Raw genomic sequence first — 23,665 nt, 5'->3', positions numbered from 1 at the left:
CTGCCTGGCGACTGTGCAACCGCTGCATCGGTCTGCCCGGCGGCCGCAGGCAGGACAGCTTGCGTGGCTGCAGTCATCGCCGTCTGTAGCAACATGCAGCACGCCAGCCAATGCACGCCGGTTCGCTGGGCGACGGAAAAACATGCTACATAGCTCACGCTTCGAACCGAGCCCACCCCCGGATGTCCACGCCCGCCTCTTCCCTGCAGCCCACGCTCAGCGGCCCGATCGCCGAAGCGCCCGTGTCCGCGCGCGGCCGGCGCCTGCTCGGCATGTTGCATGCGCACTGCGTGCAGGCGCTTGGCGGACCGTTACGGCTGACCATCGTCGAGCTGGAGCGCGAGCTGCTGCACCAGGCCGAACATGCGCGCAACAGCCAGATCCAGGCCGACACCTATGCGCAGACACGCGGGCTGCGCGATCACATCGACCGTTTTCCACAGCGCTTCCTGCAGGAACTGGCGCAGGACCTGTCCAACCTGCACACACGCCCTGCGTTGATGCCGCCGCCGGATGCGTCTGCGCATCCGCAGATGCTCACGCTGGTGGAAGACACCGATATCGACCGCGACATCGTGCTCAGCGAGATTGCCCGGCGCGAGACCTCGCGGCGCGCCGATGCACTGCAACTGCTCGCGCAGCGGCTGGCGGTGATCGGCGCGGTGCCCGAATTCGAATTGGAAGCCCTGCCACTCGGGCCGTACGCGCTGTGCCGGATCCTGCGCGAATGCGGCCACGCGCTCGGGCTGAACCTGGACGGGCAGCTGACCCTGTACAAGGTGTTCGAGCGCCAGGTCATGGACCGGCTGGGCGATCTGTTCGAGCGCGCCAACAGCGCCCTGGAACACGAGGGCATCCTGCCGGGGCTGATCTATCACCCGTATCTGGTCAAACCCACCCAGGTCCAGACCCGGCGCACGGCCCCGGCTGCTGCAACCACGCCCAAGGAGGCTACCGCGCGCGGCAACGCACAGCGTGCGGGGCGGCCGGCCACCGGCTGGAGTGGCGCATCCGCACCGACCGCCTGGCAGAGCGCGCTGCTCGATCCGCAGGGCGCAGCCGCTGCACCACCGGCTGACGCCGCCACTGGTGCAGTGGCCGGCTCACCGGTACTGGCCGATGCCGCGCAGGCGCTCGGCGGCCTGATGTCCTCGGCACGCCAGGCACAGCGCGCCGGCAACGCACGCCAGGGCGCCGCGCCAGGCAGCCTGGTACAGGCCGCCGCGGCACAGCCTGCCGCACCGCCCGCTGCGGCGGCCTCGGTTGCGGTGCCCAAGGCCGCGCTTGGCGAGGCACTGGCCAGCCTGCAAGGCGCCTTGCGCGCGCAGGCCAACCCGGCCTCGCCAGCCAGCGGTATCGATGCGGTCCAGCGTCAGGTGCTGGAGGTGCTGCGTGCCCAACATGGGCCCACCGCGGCGCTGTCGCCGCAGGACACCGACACCTTCGACCTGCTCGGCCTGCTGTATGCGCAGATGCAGCGCGAGGTGCGCGAGCACACCCCGGCGCAGGCGCTGCTGGCCAAATTGCAGGTCCCGGTGGTGCGCGCCGCACTGACCGACACGCATTTTTTCGTGCGCGACCAACACCCGGTGCGCGAGTTGCTCAACACCGTGGCCGAGTCCGGCGCGGTGTGGCTGGGCGAAGAAGATATCGACCCGCAGCTGCTGCACAAGCTGGGCAGCGCGGTCGACCGCATCGTCGACACCTACCAGGGCGACGAAGCGGTGTTTGCTGCCGCCAACGACGACATCCAGGCGCATCTGCGCGCGCTCAGCCGCAAGGCCGAGGTTGCCGAACGCCGGCATGTGGATGCCGCCCGCGGCATGGAGCGGCTGGAATCGGCCAAGCAGCAAGCACAGGCCCGCATCGAGGAGTTGTGCGAACGCAGCGCACCGCCACGATTCGTGCAGTCGCTACTGCGCCAGGCCTGGTCCGATGTGCTCACCCTCACCCTGCTGCGCCAGGGCGAGCAGTCGCCCGAATGGGACGAACGCCAGGCCTTGACCGCGCGTATCGCCGAGGTCACCTGCCGCAGCAAGGGCGAGCCCATCGACACCGCGCTTGCCACCGATGTGGAAACCGCGCTGCTGCAGGTCGGCTACCACCACGACGAAGCGGCGGCGATCGCGCGCCGCCTGTCCACGCCCGGCGGCGAGGACGAACTCACGTCGCGCACCGAGCTCACCGCCAAACTCAAGGCGCGTGCACGGCTGGGCGACCAGGGCGAGGGCGCAGCGCGCAAGCCGGCAACGGCGCCACGCACGCCGGCGGAAGAGGACTACTACACGCAGCTGCGCAGCCTGCCGTTCGGGACCTGGTTCGAATTCACCATCAACCAGCAGGGCGACCTGCGACGGCAGCGGCTGTCCTGGTACAGCCCGATGACCGACCACGCGCTGTTCGTCAATCAACGCGGGCAGAAGGTGGGCGACCACTCGCTCGACGGCCTGGCACGGCTGATGGCCAGCGGCCAGGCGCGGCTGCTGGTGGAAGAAAAATCGCGGCTGATCGATCGCGCCTGGCACGCCACCGTGCGGACCCTGCGCAGCCTGGCCGGCCATTCCCCTGCAGAGGCTCGCCCATGATCCAGGACACCCGCCGCGCGCCACGCCGCCAGCCCAGCGACCTGGTGCCGGTCATCGACATGCTCAGCGAGGCGCAGATCGGCCGCGTCGGCAACGTGTCCGAAACCGGCATGCTGCTGTTGGCTTCGGTTCCGCTGCACGACGATGCGCTGTACCAATTGCGCTTCAGCCTGCCCGAGCGCATCGGCCGCGCCACCGAGATCGATGTCGGCGTGCACCTGCTGTGGTCGGACGCGGCGCACGCACCCGGCCAGGCCTGGGCCGGCTTTCGGTTCCTGAGCATGTCCGAGCCGCATCGCCTGCGCCTGCGCGCCTGGATCGCCGAAGAACACATGGTGGGCTGACCGCGTCACCGGGTTTGCGGCAAAATCGCGTCCTGCCTTTGCATCGCCGATCGAGTCCCGCATGCCCCAGCCGTCCCTCAGCCACCTGTATTCCGACCACCTGCGCACGCTCACCACGCGCGCCGACCAGGCGCTGCAGCGCGGCGGCTTCGATCATCTGGTGGTGCCCAGCGGCAACCTGCACTACCAGGTGTTCGACGACCGCGATTACCCGTATGCGGTGAACCCACAGTTCAAGGCCTGGGTGCCGCTGACGCGGGTGCCCAACAGCTGGCTGGTCTACACCCCGGGCCAGCGCCCGACGGTGATCTTCCATCAGCCGTTCGATTACTGGCACGTGGTGCCCGACGCACCCAGCGGCTGGTGGGTGGAGCACTGCGATATCCATGTCATCCGCACACCCGAAGAGGCGCTGGCGCTGCTGCCCGCGCGTAGCGAACGCTGCGCCATCCTGGGCGAGGCGCACAGCGCGCTCGGCGCCTACGTGCCGAACAACCCGCAGCCGGTGCTCGATTACCTGGAGTATCAGCGCGCCTTCAAGACGCCATACGAACTGGCGCTGATGCGCATCGCCCAGCAACTGGCCGTCCGCGGCCACCGCGCCGCCGAAGCCGCGTTTCGCGCCGGCCAGAGCGAATTCGGCATCCACATGGCGTATTGCGCCGCGGTGGGCCAGGACGCCAACGACCTGCCCTACGGCAACATCATCGCGCTCAACGACCATGGCGCGGTGCTGCATTACACCGAGCTGGGCCAGCAACCGCCGCAACCGCTGCGCAGCTTTTTGATCGATGCCGGCGCCTCGGCCTACGGCTATGCCAGCGACATCACCCGCACCTATGCCGCCGATACCGGCAGCGAATTCCAGGCGCTGATCGAGGCAGTGGACGCCGCGCAGGTGCGCATGGGGCAGAGCGTGCGTGCCGGCGTGGACTACAAGCAACTGCACGTGGACGCGCATCTGGCGTTGATGGGCATCCTCAAGGAGTTCGGCATCCTCACCGTCTCGCCCGAGGCTGCACTGGCCACCGGCGTCAGCGCTGCATTCTTCCCGCACGGCCTGGGTCACCTGATCGGCCTGCAGGTGCACGATGTGGCGGGGTTTGCTGCCGGTGACCAGGGCGGACGCATCGAGCGGCCGGCGGGCCATCCGTATCTGCGCCTGACCCGCGTCCTCGAGCCGGGCATGGTGGTGACCATCGAGCCGGGCGTGTATTTCATCGACATGCTGCTGCAGGAAGTGAAACGCAACGGCCACGCCGCCAGCATCAACTGGCAGCGCGTGGAGCAGTTCTCGCCCTATGGCGGCATCCGCATCGAAGACGAAGTGGTGTGTACCGATGACGCGCCGGAAAACCTGACGCGCCCGGTCTTTGCCGCCGCATGACCGGCCCTGTGCCACACGGAACATTCCCATGAACGACCCACGTCAGGCCTCGCATCCGGATCATCCGATGTATCAGCAGATCGAACGCGGCGTGCACGCGATCGACGCCGCGCACGGACGCGCCCCCGATCAGGCCAGCGCGCGGCTCACCGCCGCGCTGTTGCCGCTGGCCAAGGAAAACGGCTTGTCGCGCGTGGATCACGTGCTGATGAGTGAGGCAAACAGCACCGGTGTGCACGGCGGCGAGAACGTATTCGTGGTGCAGGGCGAGCCAGGCAACCCGGCGCATCTGCGCGCGCACATGAAGACCGAGCAGGCACTGAGCACCCCCGAAGCGCAGTCCTTTGAGCGTGCGCGCCAACTCGCCGGCCCCGGCGAGCAGGAACAGCAACCGGAGCGCAGCCAGACGCCGCAGCTGGGGCAGTAGCCCGCGCAAGGCGCCGCAGCTGGCGCTGCACTGATCGCGGCGAACAGAAAGATGGGCAGGTGAGGCGCGGCATCCACGCATCCGCATCGCACCAGCGCTACGTGCGGCGCGTGCGTCGCGGCAGCGTGCGTCGCGGCAGCGTGCGCCATTGCCGACCGTAGACTCCTTCAAACCCCGATCTGGCAGAGGTCTCGGTGTGGGCGCCAGCTCCGCTGGATTCACCGGGAGGTAATCCGGCGGTCGCCGGAGGTAATCCGGCGGTCGCCATCAGCGGCGAGCGTATGCGCCCCGCAAGCCCTCACCGCTACCCAGGCACGCTGACCGCACCGGAGCAACCGCTCAGGTGCCGGCCATTTCCGCCTCGATCTCATCGGCGCTGCGCGCCAACGCATCGGTCAGCACGCGGTGACCGTCGGCGGTGATCAGCACGTTGTCTTCGGTACGGATGCCGATCCCGCGCCACCTGGCATCCACCGAGGTGTCGTCGGCGGACACATAAAGCCCCGGTTCGATGGTGAACACCATGCCCGGTTCGAGCAGCCGCGACTCGCCAGCCAGCTTGTAGTCGCCGACATCGTGTACGTCCAGGCCCAGCCAGTGACCGGTCTTGTGCCGGTAGAACCGCTTGTAATGGCCTTCGGCGATGTTGCGCTCCAGCTTGCCCTTGAGCAGGCCCAGGCGCAGCAGGCCTTCGGTCAGGGTCTCCACCGCGGCCAGATGCCCCGCCTCGTAGGCCACGCCGGGGCGCGCCTGCGCCAGCGCGGCGGCCTGCGCGGCACCGACCAGATCGTGCAGGGCGCGCTGCGCCGGGGTAAAGCGGCCGTTGACCGGAAAGGTGCGGGTAATGTCGGCGGCATAGCCGCGGTACTCGGCGCCGGCATCGATCAGCACCAGCTCGCCGTCGCGGCTGCGCGCAGCATTGGCGCGGTAGTGCAGCACGCACGCGTTGCTGCCGGTGCCGACGATGCTGCCATACGCCGGCCACGCATCGGCGGCACGGAATTCGCGCTCGACCTGGGCCTGCAACTCGTATTCGTGCACGCCCGGGCGCGCCAGCCGCATCGCCGCACGATGCGCGCGCACGCTGATGTCGGCTGCCTGCTGCATCAGCGCGATCTCGTCGCGCGACTTGAACAGGCGCTGCTCGTGCAACAGGTGTCCCAGCTCCAGGAATTCGTGCGGCGGCTGCGCGCCGTGGCGCACCTGCTCGCGCACGCGCTTGAGCCAGCCGATCAGCTTGAGGTCGAAATCGACGTCGCGGCCGAAGTGGTAGTACACACGGCTACGGCCTTCGAGCAGGCCCGGCAGGATCTCGTCCACATCGTCGATGGGATAGGCATCGTCCATGCCATAGCGCTCCACCGCGCCGTCCTGTCCTTCGCGCGGGCCGTCCCAGGCTTCGCGCTCGGCATCGCGCTCGCGGCAGAACAGGATCGCCTCGCCATGTTTGCGGCCGGGTACCAGCACCAGCACCGCTTCGGGTTCGGGAAACCCGCTCAAGTACCAGAAGTCCGAATCCTGTCGATACGGGTAATGGGTGTCGTGGCTGCGGACGCGCTCGGGCGCAGCCGGCAGGATCAGGATGGCGTGCTCGCCGGCCATCTGCATCAGCTGCTTGCGCCGGCGCGCATATTCGGCCGCGCCGATCCCGGTGAGCTTTTTCATAGAGCGACGATCAGTTCAGACGTTGGCGGAAACGCGGCCCCATCACGCAGTCGCCATGCAGCAACAGCACCGCCACGCGCACGAATTCCTCGATCTCGGCCAGCGCGGTATCGTCTTCCTCACCGGCATCGAAATCCTCGCTGGAGGCCTGCGCCAGACGCGCCAGGTCCTGCAACGCCTCCTCGCCTTCCTCGGTCAGCGCCGGGCGCTGTTGCGCGGCCAGTCCGAAGCCGCCCAAAAACGCACGGCACCAGTCGAACAAGGCGTCGGTGCGCGCCGGCAGCGGGGCACCGTCTTCGACCAGCAGCAGCTCGAAGGCGAAGTCACGGTCTTCTAACTGCGCGACCGTGGCCTGCCGCAGCTGATCCAGCGCGCCGCCCTGCGTTGGCGCCACCTGGGAGGGTTCGGCAAGGATGCGTGCCAGCCAGTCGGCGCTGTCGGCGCCGCCGCCAGACAGCCACCCGCACAGCCCGCCATGCAGTTCCGCCGCAGAGGACGCCAGCGCGAGCTGGCGGCTTTCGGTTTGCACAGCGGTCACGTCAGGCAGATCCATCGAGTCATCCAGTTAAGGGCAGTAAGGTGCCCGCGCACGCCGGGCGATTTGACCTACCAGTGTACCAAGGTGCCCTCCCCCTCCGCCGCCATCACATGGCTCCATGCAGCGTTCCACGCCCGCCGCGCCAGGCCGGGACCACACGACGCCGAGCCTTGGCAGGCTTGCGCTTGCGGGGTACCGCCGTCCGTCAATCGAGCGCTTGACCGCCGCGCGCACGGCCCCCTATCGTGACTACATGGACAACGCCGCCGCCCTCGCCCAGATCCGCGCACTTGCCGCCCGCGTGGAGGCGTTGGTCGAGCGTACTCAACGATTGACCGACGAGAACCGCAGCCTGCGACATCAGCAGGAGCAGCTGATCGGTGAGCGTTCGCAGTTGCTGACCAAGAACGAGCAGGCGCGCTCGCGCGTGGAAGCGATGATCACGCGGTTGAAGTCACTGGAGCAGCACACGTGAGCAGCAACGAACCGGTCAGCGTGCGTATTCTGGATCGTGAATACACGGTGGGCGTCACCGCCGAAGAACGCGAGAGCCTGACGGCCGCTGCGCGCCTGCTGGATCTGCGCATGCGCGAGATCCGCGGCAGCAACCGCATGGCTGCGGTGGACCGCGTCGCGGTCCTGGCAGCGCTCAACCTGGCGCATGAATTGCAGCAACTGCGCGACCAGCAGGCGCTGTACGACCGTGAATTGGCGACTACGCTGGACACCTTGAATCGCCGTCTGGACAGCGTGGCCGACACGCCGCGTTGAGGCGCACGTCGCACTGCCGTCGCAAAGATGAACTTTCGAACGCGCGCACCGACGAATGGGCTAGCCATGGCGCGGCAGAGGTCTATAATTCGCCTGCGTTCTCTGCTGTAAACGACAGCGTGCAAAACATTCGCCTTGTCCCTTAATTACGACCACGGGGGCGCGACGAAGCCGGGTGTGCAGGTCCGCCTTGTAGCGGGAAGCCCGATGGCCTCACAACGTCCCCACTTGAACCCCGGGTTCAAGGTCGTTTCGCCCGCATCGTCACGGCGGAGAATGCAAATCTGAAACGGCGCCTTCGGGCGTCGTTTCTTTTTGTGCGTCCGCGGTTTGTCTTTTGCGGTCCATCGCTTGCGGCCGGCGGCGTGGGCATGACCTTGCCGCAGTGCCGGGATGTGCGTTCGCAGCTGCGCTCGCGCAGCGACGTCCTGGCACGGTCACGCCGATGGACACTGCAGCGATGCGACGCGTCGCTGGATTGCCGCGACCATGCCGCTGCCCATCGCCCCGTGCTGTCAGCGCGGGGGGCGCGAACCCGCGCCCAACACCATCGAATCGGCACCGAGTGCGATCTGGGCGCCCTGCACCGATGCGCTTGGGCATGGCACGCCTGACCTCGCCATCTTTTTTCCGCGATCGCTGGTGAAACACGCTCGGACCCGTCCCCCCTCACCCGCTCCTTTGAGGAAGCCAGAACCTTGCCGCGTGCAGCGATCGCCCGCCCCATCATGCCCACGCGCTCCCGCAAGCATGCGGACCTGCCAATGGCGCGGCCGCGCACCTGGGCACCCACACATGCCACCGGGTAAGCGCTGCAATGACGTGACCTGCCACGAGAGGGATCCGCAACGACGACACATGCGACAACGCAGCTTGCAGCAGACGCGGCACACCGTCATCGCGCCAATCCGGCCGCGCCGCTAGGCAGGTGGAGTCCTGCCACCGACAATATGCCTCCCTCACCGCTGCGAGACACCGATGACCGAGGATCGAGAGGCGTTGCGCCAACAGTTGCGCGCGCAGCGGCGCAGCGTGCCGGCCGCGCAGCGCCTGGCCGCCGCCGATGCCTTGGCGGAGCGCTTGCTGGCGCTGCCGTTTGCGCCGCACACCGGCGCGGTGGCGGGGTACTGGGCGATGGATGGCGAGATCGCGCTGCATCGCTGGCAACTCAGCCTGCCGGCGGGCGTACGCTATTGCCTGCCGGTGCTGGACGGGCGCGTGCTGCGCTTTGCGCCATGGCGGCCAGGCCAGGCGCTGGTCAGCAACCGCTACGGAATCCCGGAGCCGGATGTAGCCCGCGCCGACACCCTGGCACCAGAGGACATGGCCTTGGTGGTGACTCCGCTCACCGGCTTTGACGCGGGCTGTCGGCGGCTGGGCATGGGGGGCGGCTGGTATGATCGCAGCTTCGCGTTCCGGCATCGCCAGGCGCCGCCACCCTGGCTGGTCGGCGTCGGCTTCGCCGCGCAACAGGTGCCTGCCTTGCCGACCGAATCCTGGGACGTGACGGTGGATGCCATCTGCACCGAACACGCCACTCTCCTGAACGACGACGCCGTTTCCGTATGACTGCCCGCAAGCGCTACTGGTTGATGAAGTCCGAACCGGACACCTTTTCCATCGACGATCTGGAACGCGTCGGCACCGAACCGTGGAATGGGGTGCGCAATTACCAGGCGCGCAATTTCATGCGCGATGGCATGCAGGTCGGTGATGGCGTGTTTTTCTATCACTCCAACTGCAAGGTGCCCGGCATCGTCGGCATCGCCAAGGTGGCCAGCGCCGCGTACCCGGATGACACCCAGTTCGAGCCGAAATCCGACTACCACGACCCCAAGGCCAGCCGCGAAGACCCGCGCTGGATGCTGGTGGACGTGGCGTTCGAGCGCAAACTCAAACGCACGATTTCGCTGGACGAGATCAAGCAGCACGCCGATGCGTTGGGCGAAGGCTTCCCGCTGATCGCACGCGGCAACCGGCTCTCGATCCTGCCGGTGACCGCCGCGCAGTGGAAATTGTTGCTGGCGATGGAGTAGCCGGGAGTAGAGATTCGGGATTTGCGATTTGCAAATCCTGGCCCAGCCCAGCCGCTCTTGCGATTCCCCAATCCCGATTCCCGATTCCCCAATCCCGAGCCCCCAAATGTCCGAAGCAAAACGCCTGGCCGCCGAGAAGGCGATCGATTACGTGGAAGACGGCATGATCGTCGGCGTGGGTACCGGCTCGACGGTGGCCTACTTTATCGATGCGTTGGGCCGCATCGGCCATCGCATCAAGGGCGCGGTGTCCAGCTCCGAGCAGAGCACCGCGCGCCTGCGCCAGCACGGTATCGAGGTGCTGGACCTCAACCACACCGGCAACCTGTCGCTGTACGTAGACGGCGCCGACGAGTGCGACCCGAACCGGTGCCTGATCAAGGGCGGCGGCGCGGCGCTGACGCGCGAGAAGATCATTGCCGAAGCCAGCGAGCGCTTCATCTGCATCGTCGACCCAAGCAAGCAGGTACCGGTGCTGGGCAAATTTCCGCTGCCGGTGGAAGTGATTCCGATGGCGCGCAGCCTGGTGGCCCGCCAGATCCTGGCGTTGACCGGCGGCCAGCCGGTGTGGCGCGACGGCGTGGTCACCGACAACGGCAACGTGGTGCTGGACGTGCACAACCTGCAGATCACCGACCCGGTGGCGCTGGAGCGCAGCTTGAACCAGATTCCCGGCGTGGTCTGCGTGGGTTTGTTCGCGCGCCGCCCGGCCGATGTGGTGATCGTCGGCGGCGAACCGCCGCGCGTGCTCTGACGCACGCCGCGCGCACCATGCTCGCGCGCCCCTGCGATGCGCGGACACCCGCAACGACGCCCGGCGCCAACCCACCGACCTTGCACACGTAAGCGTCTGCGATGGTGCCGGCGCCTCTTCCTCGGGCCAGGTCGTTGCGAGGCCATCCGGGCGATCACCGCACGCAGCCTGCTTCCCGGCGGCACCCTGCACACGCGCAGGCAGGAGCGACCGCCGCGCCTGCAAACTCCAATAGTCACACCGCCCGCCTCGCACCACGCAGCCTGCACCCGGCGATAGATGGACCCGCATGGCTCGGCGGCAACTGCATGCCAGCGGCTTGACGCACGCCGGCGCATGGCAGATGGTGCGCCATCCCCTGTCCCGCCGGTCTGCCGCATGCGCCCTGTCCGCTTCCTCGCCCTTGCCTGCCTGATGTTGCTTGCTGGCTGCGCCAGCCGCGGCTCGTGGGTGGAACTGGCCGGCACGCGCTACCAGGTGGAACTGGCGCAGAACGCTGCCGACCGCACCAAGGGACTGATGTTCCGCGATGCCATGGACGAAGACCGCGGCATGCTGTTCATCCACGACCGCCAGGAACCGATGGCGTACTGGATGAAGAACACCAAGATCGCGCTGGACATCCTGTATTTCGACGACCAGCGCCGGCTGGTGTCCCAGCAGCGCGATGTGCCGCCGTGTTCGGCCGGCGATGCCTGCCCGCCCTATCCCAGCAAGGCGCCGGCCCGCTATGTGCTGGAGCTCAATGCCGGCCAGGCCGCCAAGCTCAACCTCCAGGACGGGACCGAGCTTGTTTTCAGCCCAGATATTCCCAAGCTGAAGTGATTCACAGCGATGCGGTGTCTCCTGTCAGGAAGTACCGGACTTGAACCCCGCGCCGCTTGCCGACACTCTGTCGGCATGGTCGACATGCTCCCACTTCCCCATTGGACCGCGCTCGCCAGCCTGGACGACGATGCGGTGCCGTTGATGTCCACTGCGCTGTTGATTGCGCGCGACGAGTATCCGCAGCTGGACGCCGAGTTGTACGACACGCTGGTGCAGAGCCACGTCGAGCACCTGCGCCGCGAAGTGGACGCGATCGATCTGTGGCCATTGAAGATGGCGGCGGTCAACCGCTACCTGTTCGATGAGCTGGGCTATTCGGGCAATCACGACGAGTACTACGACCCGCGCAACAGCTATCTCAACCAGGTGTTCGAGCGCCGGCTGGGCAACCCGATCTCGCTGGCGATGGTGCAGATCGAAGTGGCCCGGCGCCTGGGCATCCCGCTGGCCGGGGTGTCGTTTCCTGGCCATTTCCTGGTGCGTCTGCCGGTGGACGACGGCGTGCTGGTGATGGACCCGTTCAATGGCGGCCGCCCGCTGGGCGTAGACGAGTTGCGCGAACGCGCGCGTCCGCACCTGGGCGGCGAAATTCCCGACGACCGCGCGCTGGCGCAGATCCTCGACCCCGCCCCGCACCGGGCGATCCTGATCCGCATCCTGCGCAACCTGCATGGCGTCTACGCCGACGCCGAGCACTGGGACCGCGCCGCACGCAGCGCCGACCGCATCCTGAAACTGGTGCCCGACCAGCCCGAAGCGCTGCGCGACCGCGGCATGGCGTATCTGCACCTGGGCCACCGCAACGGTGCCCGGCATGACCTGTCGCGCTATCTGCTGCTCAATCCCAGCACCCAGGATGCTGCAAAGCTGCACGAGCATCTGGTTGAGCTGAACAGTCAGCGCGCCCGCGCGCACTGAGGCAGCAAAGACAGCAAACGCTTGGCAGTGCTGCAACGCACTGCCGAGTGGCATATCAAACAAGATTCCATCCACATCCACCATCGCTGGGTGCGAATCAAATACAGACGACGCCCGTTTACTGGCGGCCTCGCATGGACCAACTGATGGTCGACTTTTAGTTGGCTTGTGGCGTGGTCGGCACCATGTGAGAAGTGATGTATTCCCCATTCGTGCCATAGACACCGACGATGCTGTAGTTCGCATCGCGATAAACCACCTGTGCGCTGCAAGGACAAGTGGCTTGAATTGTCGCCAATCCACTCGCCTGCGCGTTTTCATCCTTGGCGATGACGATCTCCTGCTGCGCGCCGGGTCCGATCGGCAACTGCGCAGCCGCGCCTGGCGCCACGGACAGCAAGGTCAACACGTCGTCCTTAACAGAATTGATTTGGACGAATTTCAATCCGGCTTTCTCGAACACATAGACCTTGAACAACGGCGAGAGGCTGACATTGGCCTTGCCCGCAGGCAACCTCTCACCCATGCCCCGAATAAGGGACTGTTGAGCAGTCGTGGAACCAATCGCCCCGAACGGCACTATAGGGAGGAAGGCCAACGTCGTCCCACGCATCGATATCTTCAACATAAAAAATCCTTTTATTATTGAAAATACTTTGGAGAATCAGGCAAGCATGCAAGCAACCAGGGAGCAGTGCCCGCTCAGGCAGACATTATTGGCTGCACACGAAGGCTACTCTCCCAAAATTTGGATTTCCAGCTCCACACATGAAACTTTTTACCCAAAAAGATGATTCCATTCTTCTCCAGACATCAGATCAATCAAATTTCTCGATAGTGTCTCTTCAATCAATCTCCACCATCTCGAAGTCGTCCTTGGTCACGCCGCAGTCCGGGCAGGTCCAGGTGTCGGGCACGTCCTGCCAACGGGTGCCGGGCGCGATGCCTTCTTCGGGAATGCCGTCGGCCTCGTTGTAGAGGAACCCGCAGACAACGCACATCCAGGTGCGGTAGATGGTCGTGGATGTGTCGCTCATCGGATAATCGCGGTCATGTGACGGTGGGGCTACATTGTCCCACTCCATCCACCGCTTTCGGAAGCGCTGCCATGCCCAACCGCCTTGATGCCCGCGGCGTGTACCTGATCACCCCCGATGAGCCCAACACCCAGCGCCTGCTGCTGCGCACCGCGCCGTTGCTGTCGGCGATCACCTGGTTGCAATACCGTAACAAACAGGCCGATGCGGCGTTACGGCTACGCCAGGCCAGCGCCCTACGCGAGGCCTGTGCGGCGCACGGCGTGCCCTTGATCATCAACGACGATGCGCAGCTGGCCGTGCAGGTCGGTGCGCAAGGCGTGCATCTGGGCGAAGACGATGGCGAGGTGGCGGCCGCACGCGCTGCGCTGGGGCCGCAGGCCATCATCGGGGTGTCGTGCTACGACGAGATCGCGCGCGCCCGCGCCGCAGCGGCTGCCGGTGCCAGCTACGTGGCGTTCGGTGCATTCTTCCCCACCACCACCAAGCAGACCACCCGGCGCGCCACCCCTGCCCTGTTACAGCAGGCTGCCGAACTGGGCCTGCCGCGGGTGGCGATCGGCGGTATCGCACCTGCACAGGTGCCCGAACTCGTCACTGCAGGCGCCGATCTGATTGCCGTGGTCAGCGGGGTGTATGCGGCGCCGGATCCGGTCGCTGCAGTGCAGGCGTATCGCGCCGGGTTTGCGTGGTAGTGCTGTAAACGTTGAAGACGATTGATGCTGGCTGCGTCGTACGCCGCTCGCGCAGGATGGAATGCCTTGCTTGCACCAAGCGCACCGACCATCGTGACGGGTCCTTGCCAGCCCACCGTCTCGGGCGGGCAAGGGCCGCGCAGTAAGCTCGCAGCGTCGAGGGCGTGGTGCCCTCACCGCGCGCGGGACACGCCGTCAATCCGTCCGTGGAGGCTCGATGGCGGCATCCATGCCGCCAACGGTCCCGCAATCGGTGAGGACACTACGCCAGACGGCTGGCTGGTGGTTTTTGTTGGAACGCTCAAGACAGCGCGTCGCTGGTGGTTTTTTAAAAAGCTGCGCACCGACCATCTCGACAGGCCCTTGCGCGCCCACCGTCGCAGGACCCTGGGCGGCATGGATGCCGCCAAGGAGCTTACATGCACGTACTTGCAGCGTGTCCTGCGATGGTGGGCGGGCAAGGGCCCTGCAGCAGTCGCAACGTCCAGGGCGTAGTGCCCTCACCGCGCGCGGGACACGCCGTTCACCCGTCCATGGGCGATCGATGGCTGCAGCCATGTCGCCCGACGGTCCCGCAAGCGGAGGGACAGTCGGCTGGTGTTTTTGTTGAAGAGCCAAAGACATCGCGTCGTCAGCCAAGCCATCTCCCCCAAAAAAAACAGCGACGCGTGCTTTCACGCGTCGCTGCCGGGGCTGCCTTTGTTGCTTGATCCGATTAGAAGTCGTAGCTCAAGGTCACCCGACCCGAGCGTGGCGCCTGGTAGGCCACGACCTGGTTCCACAACGGATTGGTGGTGTTGTCGGGCAGCTGCGAGAACGGGTAGATATTGGTCGCGGTCTGCTCGTTGGTGATGTTGAACACGTCCAAACGCAGCGCCAGCTTGCCGTCGGCGAAGGACGGCTTGTAGGTCACGCCCATGTCGAGCTGGGCGATCCAGCCCAGGCGGCCCTGCGAGCCCGGAGGCGATGCACTGCCGGTACCGGTTTCCGGGTTGTAGCAGTAGTGATACGGCCCACCGGTGATCGCACTGCCGCCGTAACCGGCCGGATCGCGGCCACTGTACTCGGTGCCGTAGTAGTTACCCAGGCAGTTATGCGGCGCGCCGGAGATCAGGCTGAAGTTGGCCGAGGCCCCCCATTGCGGGTTGAACTGGTAGAAGCCGAACAGCTTGAGCTGATGACGGTGGTCGTTGGATTGATCGCCGTTGAAGTGCTCCATCAACGCCGCATGGTCCCAGCTTTGCGTGGTCGAGACCGAGGCCTGGCCCTGGTAGCTACCCAGTGCGCCGCCGGTACGCCACAGGTCCGATCGCACCTGCCCTTCGGTGGTGCCGTAGCTGTGCGACCACACGTAGTTGACCTTGGCGTACCACTGGCCGTCGAACGGCCGCTCCAGGTTGAATTCCACGGCCGAGTAATTGCGCTTGAGCTTTGGAAAGCCGGATGCCTCGCGCGTCACCGACACCTCGTGGAACTGGCCATCGGTGCCGATCACGCCCCAGGTGTTGGTCTGGCCAGGATTGATCAGCGATGCGCCAGCCACCTTCGAAAAATCGATGGTCACGCCTTGCGCGGCCGCCGCGTCGATCAGCGCGGTATTGGAGACATCGTAGTTCTGGTCGTCGATGCCGGCATTGAGGCGACGGTGCGTGCCGCGCACGCCCAGCACCCAGCCGCTGTCGAGTTGCTTGGTAAAGCCGAGAATGAGTTCGTCCTGGTTCTCGCCTTCGATGTCCTTGGCAACGGCCGTGCGCACGTCGGCAATGCGGCCGAAGCGCGAATTGGCAGAGACCGCCGAGCCCAGTTGCTGCGCCAGAATCGGCGTGCCGTCGGCATTGATGCCGCTGTAGGTGAAGTAGGTGTCGGTGGTGGTGGCCGGGGTGAACAGGCTCACTGCCGACAACGGCAGGCCGAGGTAATAGCGCCCGAGATTACCGAACACCTTCAGGCTGGAATCGCCATTGACGTCCCAGCTGAAACCCAGCCGCGGCGCCCAGGCATTATCCACCTCGATGTAGGGGTCGCCGAACGGGGTGTAGTTGGTGAACTCGTCCTTGCGCAAGCCCAGGCTGAGCAGCAGGTTGTCGGTGACCTGCCACTTGTCTTCGATGTAGTAGGCGCGCTGTTTCGCCTCGTACGAATACAGGCTGGTGTTGATGTTGCGCACCACGTAGTAGCCGCTGGAGCCGTTGACCGGATCCACCAGACCCGGGCTGGGAGCGCCGATGCCGCCAGCTTCGTTGGCGGACTGGCTGACCAGCCCGCCGGTGGCCAGCCCGTTGGGATCGTTGGTCTGGCCATAGGTCCACGCAAAGCCGGGGCCGGACAGCACCGACCCGACGTCGATGCCTTCGGACTTCTGGTTGTCGATACCGAAGTTGAGCGTGTGGTGGCCGATGCGCCATTCCAGATTCAGGCGCTGATTGTCTTTCTTGTACTCGCGGTCGGGCGAACTGACCGATGTCACCAGCTGGTTGCCGATGCGCGGCGTGCCACCGGTGTAGGCCGGATTCTGGAGTGCGGCGCTATTGATGACGGGCCCGCCAGCCGCGTTGTAGTTGAATGGTGTCAGCTCGTCAGGCGTGGTCATCTTGCCGTACAGCGCAGTCACGGTGAGGTTGTCGCCGAGATAGCCGGTGTACTTGCCGGTGAACAGGGTCGGGCCGGTTTTCCAGGTGGATTCGTCGGTGAAATAGCTACCGCGCTGGCGATTGACATAGTCGTAGCGGTAGATCGACCCGTTGGTCTCGGCCTCGTCGCTGGCACCGGTCACCTCGATCAGGTGGTTGTCGGTGATGTTCCAGTCCACCTTGGCGTACCAGCGCTTCTGCTTGTAGTCGTAATCGGTGAGGCCGCCGGTGCGGCCATTGTCGGTGTCGCGATTGGTGCCCACCCGCACGCCGTCCGAATCCACCTGCTCGGCGGCCAGGAAGAAGAACAGCTTGTCCTGGATGATCGGTCCGCCGACATAGGCGCTGTAGGTGGTCTGGTTGGCTTCGGCTTCGCTGGCCGGCTGGTACAGGCCGTTGGCCGCACGCGCGTAGCGGTAGGCGGCGTTGTTGACGGTGCTGGCCTGGCTGTCCGGGCGCCAGTAGATGTCGCGCTGGTTGGCACGCAGGCCGTTGGGCTCCCAGATGACGGCGGCGCCGAACTTCCATTCGTTGGTGCCGCGCTTGCCGATCTGGTTGATCACGCCGCCATTGGAGCGGCCGAACTGCGCGCCATAGCCGCCGGTGAAGATTTCCTGCTGGTCGATGGCGCCGTAGGGCAGGGTCAGGCCGCCCAGGTTGTTGCTGATGGTGGTGGTGTTGAAGCCATTGAGGTAGTAGGCGTTTTCGCTGGCGGCCGAGCCACCGAAGCTGGGCAGCGAGCCGCCGAGCGGTCCGTTGTCGAAGCCGCCGCTGTTGACCACCACGCCCGGCGCCAGCAACGCGATCGCCTCGGCGGTGCGGCCCAGCGGCAGCTGCGCCAGCTGTTCGGAGGTGACCACGGTGCGGGTGTCCACGCTGCTGACGTCGATGGTGGCCAGGCTGGCGGCATTGACGGTGACGCTGTCCAGGGTCTGCAAGCCGCTCTCCGCAGCGCTGGCGGCGAACGAGACGTCGGTGTTGGCGCCGACGGTAATGGCGATGTTCTCGCGGGTTTCCACCACTGCGCCGTCGCGCTTGACCGTCACCTTGTAGGTGCCCAGCGGCAGGTTGCCGGCGGTGTAGCGGCCGCGTGCATCCACCGGCACTTCGCGACTGAGGCCGCTGTTGTTTTCCACCACCACGCTGGTGCCATTGCCCTGCCCCACGCTGCCGACGATGCTGCCGGTGGTCGACTGCGCGTGTGCACTGCCGATGGCCACAACCAGCGCCAACGCCAAGGCACGCTTCTGGATACTACGGTTCATGCTTTCTCCCCAAGATGGACACTGCCGGCAACGCGGCTAAATGAACGGGGCCAACGGCCACCGGAATCACACTTTCTGAACATCCGCAGCAGGGCGCCAATGACCGCATGCCATCAGCTCATGCCCAACCGTCGAGACCGTCGCGTTCGATCATAGGCAGCCGGGTTGCCCTACCCGCCGGCTCCGACGGGTAGGCGAGCCTTTGCCGGGTAGGCGCGCGAGGCCGCAGGCCTGACAATGGCGGACGCGATGCCCGCTGCCGGGCATCGATGCCCCCATCGGTATTCCTCAAGGATCTGCGCGCATGAATCACACCCGCTCCCACGCCCTGTTCGCCCAGGCGCAGACCCTGTTACCCGGGGGCGTCAATTCACCCGTGCGGGCGTTCAAGTCGGTCGGCGGCGAGCCGTTCTTCGTGGCGCGCGCCGACGGCCCGTATCTGTACGACGTCGACGACAACCGCTACATCGACTACGTGGGCTCGTGGGGCCCGATGATCACCGGCCACAACCACCCCGCCGTGCGCGACGCGGTGGAGCGCGCCATTCGCGATGGGCTGTCGTTCGGTGCGCCGTGCGCGGCCGAGGTCACCATGGCCGAGACCATCACCCGGCTGGTGCCGTCGTGCGAGATGGTGCGCATGGTCAACTCCGGTACCGAGGCCACGCTGTCGGCGGTGCGCCTGGCGCGCGGCGCCACCGGGCGCAATCGCATCATCAAGTTCGAAGGCTGCTATCACGGCCACGGCGACTCGTTCCTGGTCAAGGCCGGTAGCGGCATGCTGACGCTGGGCGTGCCGACCTCGCCGGGCGTGCCGGCGGGCTTGAGCGAGCTGACCGCCACGCTGAGCTTCAACGACTTCGAAGGCGCCACCGCGCTGTTCGACGAGATCGGCGCCGATGTGGCGGCGGTGATCATCGAGCCGGTGGTGGGCAACGCCAACTGCATTCCGCCGCTGGCCGGCTATCTGCAGCATTTGCGCACACTGTGCACGCGGCATGGAGCGCTGCTGATCTTCGACGAGGTGATGACCGGGTTCCGCGTCGCGCTGGGTGGCGCGCAGGCGCTGTACGGGGTGACGCCGGACCTGACCACCTTCGGCAAGATCATCGGTGGCGGCATGCCGGTGGGCGCGTATGGCGGCCGGCGCGAGCTGATGGAGCAGATCGCACCGGCCGGGCCGATCTACCAGGCCGGCACCTTGTCGGGCAATCCAGTGGCGATGGCGGCCGGCCTGGCGATGCTGGAGCTGGTACAGGAACCGGGCTTCCATGCGCATCTGAGCGAGGCCACCAGCGCGTTGTGCGAGGGGCTGGAAGATGCCGCGCGTGCGGCCGGCATTGCGGTCACCACCAACCAGGTGGGCGGCATGTTCGGGTTGTTCTTTACCGACGAGATCGTGGAGAGCTACGCACAGGCCACGGCATGCGATGTCACCACCTTCAATCGCTTCTTCCACGCGATGCTGCAGCGGGGCGTCTATCTGGCGCCCTCGGCGTACGAGGCCGGCTTCATGTCCAGCGCGCACGATGCGGCGGTGATCGATGCCACGCTGGCGGCTGCGCGCGAGGCCTTTGCCGACGTGGCGCGCTGAACCGCACGCGTTGGTGATGGCCAACGCGATGTAGCGCGCGGTCATCAGGCCGGTGCGGACCGTGCATTCAGCACCGGCATCCACGCATGCCGTGTGCCGATGTCGAGCACCGGCCGCTCACGCCTGCCAGCTGTGCAGCGGGTTTCTCAGGCGCTGTCGATGCATGACCAGCTCGGGCCAACCCGAGCTGGCAGCAGACCGTGGTCGCCAAGGCGTGTGCATGGCCGGTTGCGATCATGCCTGCGCGCAACAGCAGAGCTGTGCTCCCCACGTTGGCAAGGATGCGTACATGGAGCGCACGGTGATTGGGCGGGCTGCTATCGCGCTGCGCAGGTGCGACACGTTGCGCCATTGCCCCGCCAGGTGACATGACTGCCTGCGTTGCCGAATGCAGTGCACCTGGTCGGCTACCTGCTTTGTCCAACGAGCCTGGGTGACAACTCAGCGGTCGGGCGCATCCGTCACCACCGTTCGCAAGCATCGATGCATGCCCTCGCCGATCTTCCCCATCACTGCCGACCGTGGGCGTCTGCAGTACGCATTGCTTGACCCAGCGCACAACCGGCCTCATCGATTGTCGCGATAGCGGCGGTATGCGGCAAAACGCCTTTGCTTTTGTCTTGTGGCTGTCATACCTTTCTGAAAGGTGCTCACGGACGGGCATGGGTGGGGACCCTCGAAGCAGCCGATCCGCCGTTGTCACCTTCGCCGTGACTGGTTGGCCGTCGCCGCTGTTTCATCCTGTCATGCAGCGCATCGAGCCGGCGCGCTGCCGACGCTTGCCACGGCCGCCCTCGCCTCATGCTCAAGCCTGTTGCGTTGCTCACTCCGCGCCCGTCACCGTCGCGCGACCACCTTCTTCCCGACTGGCTGCTTGCCGGCAAGCTGGAGCCGCCATTACCGCGCCCGGGTGCGGTGCTGCGCGAGGCACTGCTCAGCACCCTGGATCGAGCGCAGGCACGCCCGCTCACCCTGCTGCTGGCGCCCCCCGGCTTCGGCAAGACCACCGTGCTGGCGCAATGGCATGCCCATCTGCAGGCAAGCCAGCACATGGCCGTGGCGTGGCTGTCGCTGGATGAGGAAGACGCAGATGCCGCGCGCTTCCTCGGCCATCTTGCGGTGGCCCTGCAGCACGCGGGTGCGGATGCCGCACTGTGCGCCAGCGTGCTGCACGGCCGCGACCAGGACCCACGCAACGCCGTCACCCTGTTGATCCGCGCCTTGCGTAACGCACCGCGCCCGATCAGCGTGATTCTCGACGACTACGACCGGGTTGGCAGCGCACCGGTCGATGAACTGGTGCTGCGGTTGATCGAACACGGCGGCGGGCGGCTGCATCTGTTGCTGGCCACCCGCCGCATCCCGGCACTGCCGCTGGCGCGCCTGGATCTGCAGGCGCACCTCAGCCGCCTTGGCAGCGCGCAACTGGCACTGGACGCAGACGAGGCGCGCGCGTTGCTGGGACCGCAGATCCCTGCACCGGTGGTGGACGCCTTGCTGCGCTACACCGAGGGCTGGCCGGTGGCCTTGCATCTGGCCCGGCTCTGGCTGGAAGGCGATGCGCAACGCCAGCAGGAAGTGACGGCGCGCTTCTCCGGCCGCAGCGCGCAGATCGCCGCCTACCTGGCCGAACAGGTCGTCAACGATCTGGATGCGGACACGCGCGACCTGTTGCTGCGCACCAGCCACCTGGAACGCGTCAATGCGTCCCTTGCCGATGCACTGCGCCAGCGCGAGGACAGCGGTCGGCTGTTGGCGCGCCTGGAACACTTCCACGGCCTGCTGGTGCCGCTGGACGGCGAGCGCGAATGGTTCCGCTATCACCCGCTGTTTGCCGACTTCCTGCAGCAACTGCTCGACCGCGAGCATCCCGGCCAGGCCGTGCACCTGCACCAACGCGCGGCACGCTGGTTTGGCGAGCACCAGCATCTGGCCGACGCGGTACGGCATGCCGCGCATGGCGAATGCGGCGACCTGGCCGCCAGCTACATCGCGCGTGCCGGCACCTGGCAATTGCTGCTGACGCAGGGTACGCACGCGGTGCGTGGGTTGTTGCGCCACTTCGATCACCGCACCATCCGCGACACACCGGCGCTCAATCTCACCCAGGCGCACCTGCACCTCAAACTGGGTGAATTCAGCCACGCACGCCTGCTGCTGGAGCGCTTCCGTGATTTCCCGGCCGCACTGCGCGAGCCGCAGCAACGCGACTACACCGTGGTGGTGGCGCTGCTGCGCGACCGCCTGGATGAAATCTGCGGCAATTCACACGGCCTCAGTCAGATCGCCGCGCAAGCCGGCGCACTGGACGAAGACGACCACCTGGGCCGCGGCATGCTGCTGTGCATCTGCGCCAACACCGCGCTTGCACAAGGTGCATTTGCAGTTGCCGAGCGCCATGCACTGGCCGCGCGCGATGCCATGCGCCGCGGCGGCAGCGATCTCGGTGCCAGCCAGGCGTTGCTGTCGCTGGGGCAGAGTCTGTTTTACCGCGGCCAGCTCGGCGACGCCGAAGCCTGCTACCAGCAAGCCCTGCAGTGCTGCGCGCGCTCACCGCAGCTGGACCGTGTAGTGCAAGCCGCAGGTCAGTGCCTGCTTGCGCAGCTGCACTACGAGCGTGGCCACCACGACGATGCGGCCGACCTGCTGCATCCGGCGCTGGAACTGCTCGAGCAACACGATGGCAGCGCCGATGTCCTGGCAGCTGCCTACGACACCGCACTGGGCCTGGAACGCATGCGCGATCGCAGCGGACGCAGTGCGCTGGGGTTGCTCGAACACATCGAACAGATCGCCCACGGGCGCAAGCTGGCGCGGCTGTCCGAACTGGCCGCTGCGTGGCGATTGATGGTGCTGCTGGAGCACCCCGGCACGACGGCCATCGACCTGCTGATCGCCCGCACCGGCGGCGAATCCGGCCTGGCCCACACGTTGCGCGCCGCGCACCGCTGGCGCGACCGCGCCGCAATGGGCTTTGCACTGGCGCGCTGGCATCGGCTGGCCGGACGCAGCAGTGCGGCACTGAGCATTCTTGGCCAGATCGAGCACGCCTGCCTGAGCAACGACAATGCCTGCCACCTCGCGCGCACCCGTGCGCGCATGGCACTGGTGCTGCAGCAGCGTGGCGAACTGCTCGAGGCACTGCCGCCGCTGTACAGCGCACTGGATCACGTAGCGCTGACCCAAAGCTGGCAGGCCATCGTCGAGCTGGGCCTGCCGGCCAAGGCGATGCTGCGTTCGCTGCGCCAGCATGACCCCCACACCGTTGGCGGCACCACGCGTGCATTGACCATCCAGGCCTTGCTAGAACGGCTCAGCGGCGACGAAGACCCGGCCAGCGAGATGTTCAGCGAGCGCGAACTGGAAGTGCTGGCGCAGCTGGCGCGCGGTTACTCCAACAAGCAGATCGCCCGCCACCTGCACCTGTCGGAGAACACCGTCAAGTTCCACCTCAAGAACCTGTATCGCAAGCTCGATGCTCGCAGCCGCGAGGGCGCACTGGCGCAGGCTCAGCAGCGGGGCGTGTTGCGTGGCCAGGATCCGCAGCAAGCAGAGGATGCACCGCGCTGAGTGGCGGGGCACCTGGCGGCGTTCGCCCGACCTGCGTCCTTCACCGACGGCGACGGCGGCGCCTGCGCCTGCAGCGCGTGACTGCTGCAAGCAACGCTCAAGTCAATGCATCGGCACTCCACACGCCACAGATGCACGCCGCCCCGCGACCACATCAGCCGAAGCTCAGCGTGCCCTTCATCATCGCCCAATGCCCGGGGAACGAGCAGAAGAACGTATACGCGCCGCCTTTGGTCAACTTGCCGGTGGCAAAGCTGACCGTGGTGCTCTCGCCTCCGCCGATGACCTTGGTATGCGCGATCACGCGCGCATCGGCCTTGGGCAGATAGCTGTCGGCAAGGGTGGACCGCACGCCGGCATTGGCGATCGGCTGGAAATCGGCAGTCTTGGTCAGCACCCAGTTATGCCCCATCACGGTGGCGGCCATCTTGCCCGTATGCTTGAGCGTGACGTCCACCTGGGTGCAGTCGGGCGCGATGGCGATGGCGCTCTGGTCGAATTTCATCTGGTCGTTGCCAGTGATGGTCACCGCGCAGGTCTTTGCCCAGGCCGAAGGCGCCAGCCCCAGCAAACCCAGTACCGCGATCGTCGAAAATAGTTTCAAGGCATGACTCCTGCAAT

At 66.4% G+C, this 23,665-nt stretch carries 20 protein-coding genes and 1 other RNA gene; 15 read left to right on the top strand and 6 right to left on the bottom strand.

Features of this window, described 5'->3' with window-relative positions:
• The first annotated feature begins 182 nt into the window (after positions 1–182).
• From A7D17_RS18775 to A7D17_RS18760, 4 genes are all read left to right on the top strand, one after another.
• Positions 183–2,585, top strand: coding sequence for a DUF1631 domain-containing protein (locus A7D17_RS18775; RefSeq protein ID WP_064510486.1), 2,403 nt, complete (start codon positions 183–185; stop codon positions 2,583–2,585).
• Positions 2,582–2,929: a PilZ domain-containing protein gene (locus A7D17_RS18770; RefSeq protein WP_064510485.1), complete on the top strand. Its 348-nt coding sequence runs from the start codon at positions 2,582–2,584 to the stop codon at positions 2,927–2,929. The genes A7D17_RS18775 and A7D17_RS18770 overlap by 4 nt, the downstream gene beginning before the upstream one ends.
• 61 nt (positions 2,930–2,990) lie before the next feature.
• Positions 2,991–4,316, top strand: coding sequence for a Xaa-Pro dipeptidase (pepQ, locus tag A7D17_RS18765; RefSeq protein WP_064510484.1), 1,326 nt, complete (start codon positions 2,991–2,993; stop codon positions 4,314–4,316).
• 28 nt (positions 4,317–4,344) lie between these two features.
• Complete coding sequence (locus A7D17_RS18760) at positions 4,345–4,743, top strand: XVIPCD domain-containing protein (RefSeq protein WP_064510483.1); 399 nt, start codon at positions 4,345–4,347, stop codon at positions 4,741–4,743.
• Positions 4,744–5,082: 339 nt separating this feature from the next.
• Here the strand turns inward: A7D17_RS18760 and A7D17_RS18755 are convergent, their stop codons facing one another.
• Together A7D17_RS18755 and A7D17_RS18750 are read right to left on the bottom strand one after the other, a co-directional pair.
• Positions 5,083–6,408: an aminopeptidase P N-terminal domain-containing protein gene (locus A7D17_RS18755; RefSeq protein WP_064510482.1), complete on the bottom strand. Its 1,326-nt coding sequence runs from the start codon at positions 6,406–6,408 to the stop codon at positions 5,083–5,085.
• A gap of 10 nt (positions 6,409–6,418) precedes the next feature.
• Positions 6,419–6,961 (bottom strand): YecA/YgfB family protein, encoded by a 543-nt coding sequence (locus A7D17_RS18750; RefSeq protein ID WP_064510481.1) that lies wholly within the window; start codon positions 6,959–6,961, stop codon positions 6,419–6,421.
• Between the two features lie 238 nt (positions 6,962–7,199).
• Between A7D17_RS18750 and A7D17_RS18745 the strand changes: the two genes are divergently transcribed.
• From A7D17_RS18745 to A7D17_RS18710, 8 genes are all read left to right on the top strand, one after another.
• A complete protein-coding gene (locus A7D17_RS18745; protein ID WP_039421372.1) occupies positions 7,200–7,421 on the top strand; it encodes a TIGR02449 family protein in 222 nt (73 codons plus the stop codon).
• Entirely contained in the window at positions 7,418–7,717 is a 300-nt protein-coding gene (locus A7D17_RS18740; protein WP_064510480.1) for a cell division protein ZapA, read from the top strand. The genes A7D17_RS18745 and A7D17_RS18740 overlap by 4 nt, the downstream gene beginning before the upstream one ends.
• Before the next feature lie 96 nt (positions 7,718–7,813).
• A non-coding RNA gene (gene ssrS / locus A7D17_RS18735) (6S RNA) lies at positions 7,814–7,997 on the top strand.
• Positions 7,998–8,695: 698 nt separating this feature from the next.
• The gene (locus tag A7D17_RS18730) at positions 8,696–9,286 is read left to right on the top strand and encodes a 5-formyltetrahydrofolate cyclo-ligase (RefSeq protein ID WP_064510479.1); all 591 of its coding nucleotides are present in this window, start codon (positions 8,696–8,698) and stop codon (positions 9,284–9,286) included.
• Positions 9,283–9,753, top strand: coding sequence for an EVE domain-containing protein (locus A7D17_RS18725; RefSeq protein WP_064510478.1), 471 nt, complete (start codon positions 9,283–9,285; stop codon positions 9,751–9,753). The genes A7D17_RS18730 and A7D17_RS18725 overlap by 4 nt, the downstream gene beginning before the upstream one ends.
• A 106-nt stretch (positions 9,754–9,859) precedes the next feature.
• Positions 9,860–10,507 (top strand): ribose-5-phosphate isomerase RpiA, encoded by a 648-nt coding sequence (gene rpiA / locus A7D17_RS18720; RefSeq protein ID WP_064510477.1) that lies wholly within the window; start codon positions 9,860–9,862, stop codon positions 10,505–10,507.
• Positions 10,508–10,885: 378 nt separating this feature from the next.
• Complete coding sequence (locus tag A7D17_RS18715) at positions 10,886–11,332, top strand: DUF192 domain-containing protein (RefSeq protein ID WP_064510476.1); 447 nt, start codon at positions 10,886–10,888, stop codon at positions 11,330–11,332.
• A 75-nt stretch (positions 11,333–11,407) separates the two neighbouring features.
• On the top strand, positions 11,408–12,253 hold the full coding sequence (locus A7D17_RS18710; RefSeq protein WP_064510475.1) for a SirB1 family protein: 846 nt from the start codon (positions 11,408–11,410) through the stop codon (positions 12,251–12,253).
• A gap of 157 nt (positions 12,254–12,410) precedes the next feature.
• Here A7D17_RS18710 and A7D17_RS18705 read toward each other — a convergent pair whose 3' ends face one another.
• Both A7D17_RS18705 and A7D17_RS18700 read right to left on the bottom strand, forming a co-directional pair.
• Entirely contained in the window at positions 12,411–12,881 is a 471-nt protein-coding gene (locus tag A7D17_RS18705) for a hypothetical protein (protein ID WP_064510474.1), read from the bottom strand.
• A gap of 217 nt (positions 12,882–13,098) precedes the next feature.
• Entirely contained in the window at positions 13,099–13,338 is a 240-nt protein-coding gene (locus A7D17_RS18700) for a rubredoxin (RefSeq protein WP_064510473.1), read from the bottom strand.
• A gap of 23 nt (positions 13,339–13,361) precedes the next feature.
• Here A7D17_RS18700 and thiE point away from each other — a divergent pair, with 23 nt between their 5' ends.
• The gene (gene thiE / locus A7D17_RS18695) at positions 13,362–13,985 is read left to right on the top strand and encodes a thiamine phosphate synthase (protein WP_064510472.1); all 624 of its coding nucleotides are present in this window, start codon (positions 13,362–13,364) and stop codon (positions 13,983–13,985) included.
• Positions 13,986–14,700: 715 nt separating this feature from the next.
• Here the strand turns inward: thiE and A7D17_RS24495 are convergent.
• On the bottom strand, positions 14,701–17,880 hold the full coding sequence (locus tag A7D17_RS24495; RefSeq protein WP_064510471.1) for an outer membrane beta-barrel protein: 3,180 nt from the start codon (positions 17,878–17,880) through the stop codon (positions 14,701–14,703).
• Between the two features lie 304 nt (positions 17,881–18,184).
• On the opposite strand from A7D17_RS24495, the gene hemL reads away from it, so the two are divergent.
• Positions 18,185–19,474 carry a glutamate-1-semialdehyde 2,1-aminomutase gene (hemL, locus tag A7D17_RS18685; protein WP_064510470.1) on the top strand — a complete coding sequence of 430 codons (1,290 nt, stop codon included), beginning with the start codon at positions 18,185–18,187 and terminating at the stop codon, positions 19,472–19,474.
• An 801-nt stretch (positions 19,475–20,275) separates the two neighbouring features.
• On the top strand, positions 20,276–23,044 hold the full coding sequence (locus tag A7D17_RS18680) for a winged helix-turn-helix domain-containing protein (protein ID WP_064510469.1): 2,769 nt from the start codon (positions 20,276–20,278) through the stop codon (positions 23,042–23,044).
• 154 nt (positions 23,045–23,198) lie between these two features.
• Here A7D17_RS18680 and azu read toward each other — a convergent pair whose 3' ends face one another.
• Positions 23,199–23,648, bottom strand: a complete 450-nt coding sequence (gene azu / locus A7D17_RS18675) for an azurin (protein ID WP_064510468.1) — start codon at positions 23,646–23,648, stop codon at positions 23,199–23,201.
• Between the last annotated feature and the right edge of the window lie 17 nt (positions 23,649–23,665).

Source organism: Xanthomonas floridensis (assembly GCF_001642575.1).
Classification (GTDB): Bacteria; Pseudomonadota; Gammaproteobacteria; order Xanthomonadales; family Xanthomonadaceae; genus Xanthomonas; species Xanthomonas floridensis.
This window is presented reverse-complemented; position numbering and strand designations above follow the sequence as displayed.

Bases quoted from the DNA above. Each gene is read 5' to 3' on its own strand.
- A7D17_RS18775 (WP_064510486.1), top strand. From the start codon at position 183: ATGTCCACGCCCGCCTCTTCCCTGCAGCCCACGCTCAGCGGCCCGATC.
- A7D17_RS18770 (WP_064510485.1), top strand. From the start codon at position 2,582: ATGATCCAGGACACCCGCCGCGCGCCACGCCGCCAGCCCAGCGACCTG.
- pepQ (WP_064510484.1), top strand. From the start codon at position 2,991: ATGCCCCAGCCGTCCCTCAGCCACCTGTATTCCGACCACCTGCGCACG.
- A7D17_RS18760 (WP_064510483.1), top strand. From the start codon at position 4,345: ATGAACGACCCACGTCAGGCCTCGCATCCGGATCATCCGATGTATCAG.
- A7D17_RS18755 (WP_064510482.1), bottom strand. From the start codon at position 6,408: ATGAAAAAGCTCACCGGGATCGGCGCGGCCGAATATGCGCGCCGGCGC.
- A7D17_RS18750 (WP_064510481.1), bottom strand. From the start codon at position 6,961: ATGGATCTGCCTGACGTGACCGCTGTGCAAACCGAAAGCCGCCAGCTC.
- A7D17_RS18745 (WP_039421372.1), top strand. From the start codon at position 7,200: ATGGACAACGCCGCCGCCCTCGCCCAGATCCGCGCACTTGCCGCCCGC.
- A7D17_RS18730 (WP_064510479.1), top strand. From the start codon at position 8,696: ATGACCGAGGATCGAGAGGCGTTGCGCCAACAGTTGCGCGCGCAGCGG.
- A7D17_RS18725 (WP_064510478.1), top strand. From the start codon at position 9,283: ATGACTGCCCGCAAGCGCTACTGGTTGATGAAGTCCGAACCGGACACC.
- rpiA (WP_064510477.1), top strand. From the start codon at position 9,860: ATGTCCGAAGCAAAACGCCTGGCCGCCGAGAAGGCGATCGATTACGTG.
- A7D17_RS18715 (WP_064510476.1), top strand. From the start codon at position 10,886: ATGCGCCCTGTCCGCTTCCTCGCCCTTGCCTGCCTGATGTTGCTTGCT.
- A7D17_RS18710 (WP_064510475.1), top strand. From the start codon at position 11,408: ATGGTCGACATGCTCCCACTTCCCCATTGGACCGCGCTCGCCAGCCTG.
- A7D17_RS18705 (WP_064510474.1), bottom strand. From the start codon at position 12,881: ATGTTGAAGATATCGATGCGTGGGACGACGTTGGCCTTCCTCCCTATA.
- A7D17_RS18700 (WP_064510473.1), bottom strand. From the start codon at position 13,338: ATGGAGTGGGACAATGTAGCCCCACCGTCACATGACCGCGATTATCCG.
- thiE (WP_064510472.1), top strand. From the start codon at position 13,362: ATGCCCAACCGCCTTGATGCCCGCGGCGTGTACCTGATCACCCCCGAT.
- A7D17_RS24495 (WP_064510471.1), bottom strand. From the start codon at position 17,880: ATGAACCGTAGTATCCAGAAGCGTGCCTTGGCGTTGGCGCTGGTTGTG.
- hemL (WP_064510470.1), top strand. From the start codon at position 18,185: ATGAATCACACCCGCTCCCACGCCCTGTTCGCCCAGGCGCAGACCCTG.
- A7D17_RS18680 (WP_064510469.1), top strand. From the start codon at position 20,276: ATGCTCAAGCCTGTTGCGTTGCTCACTCCGCGCCCGTCACCGTCGCGC.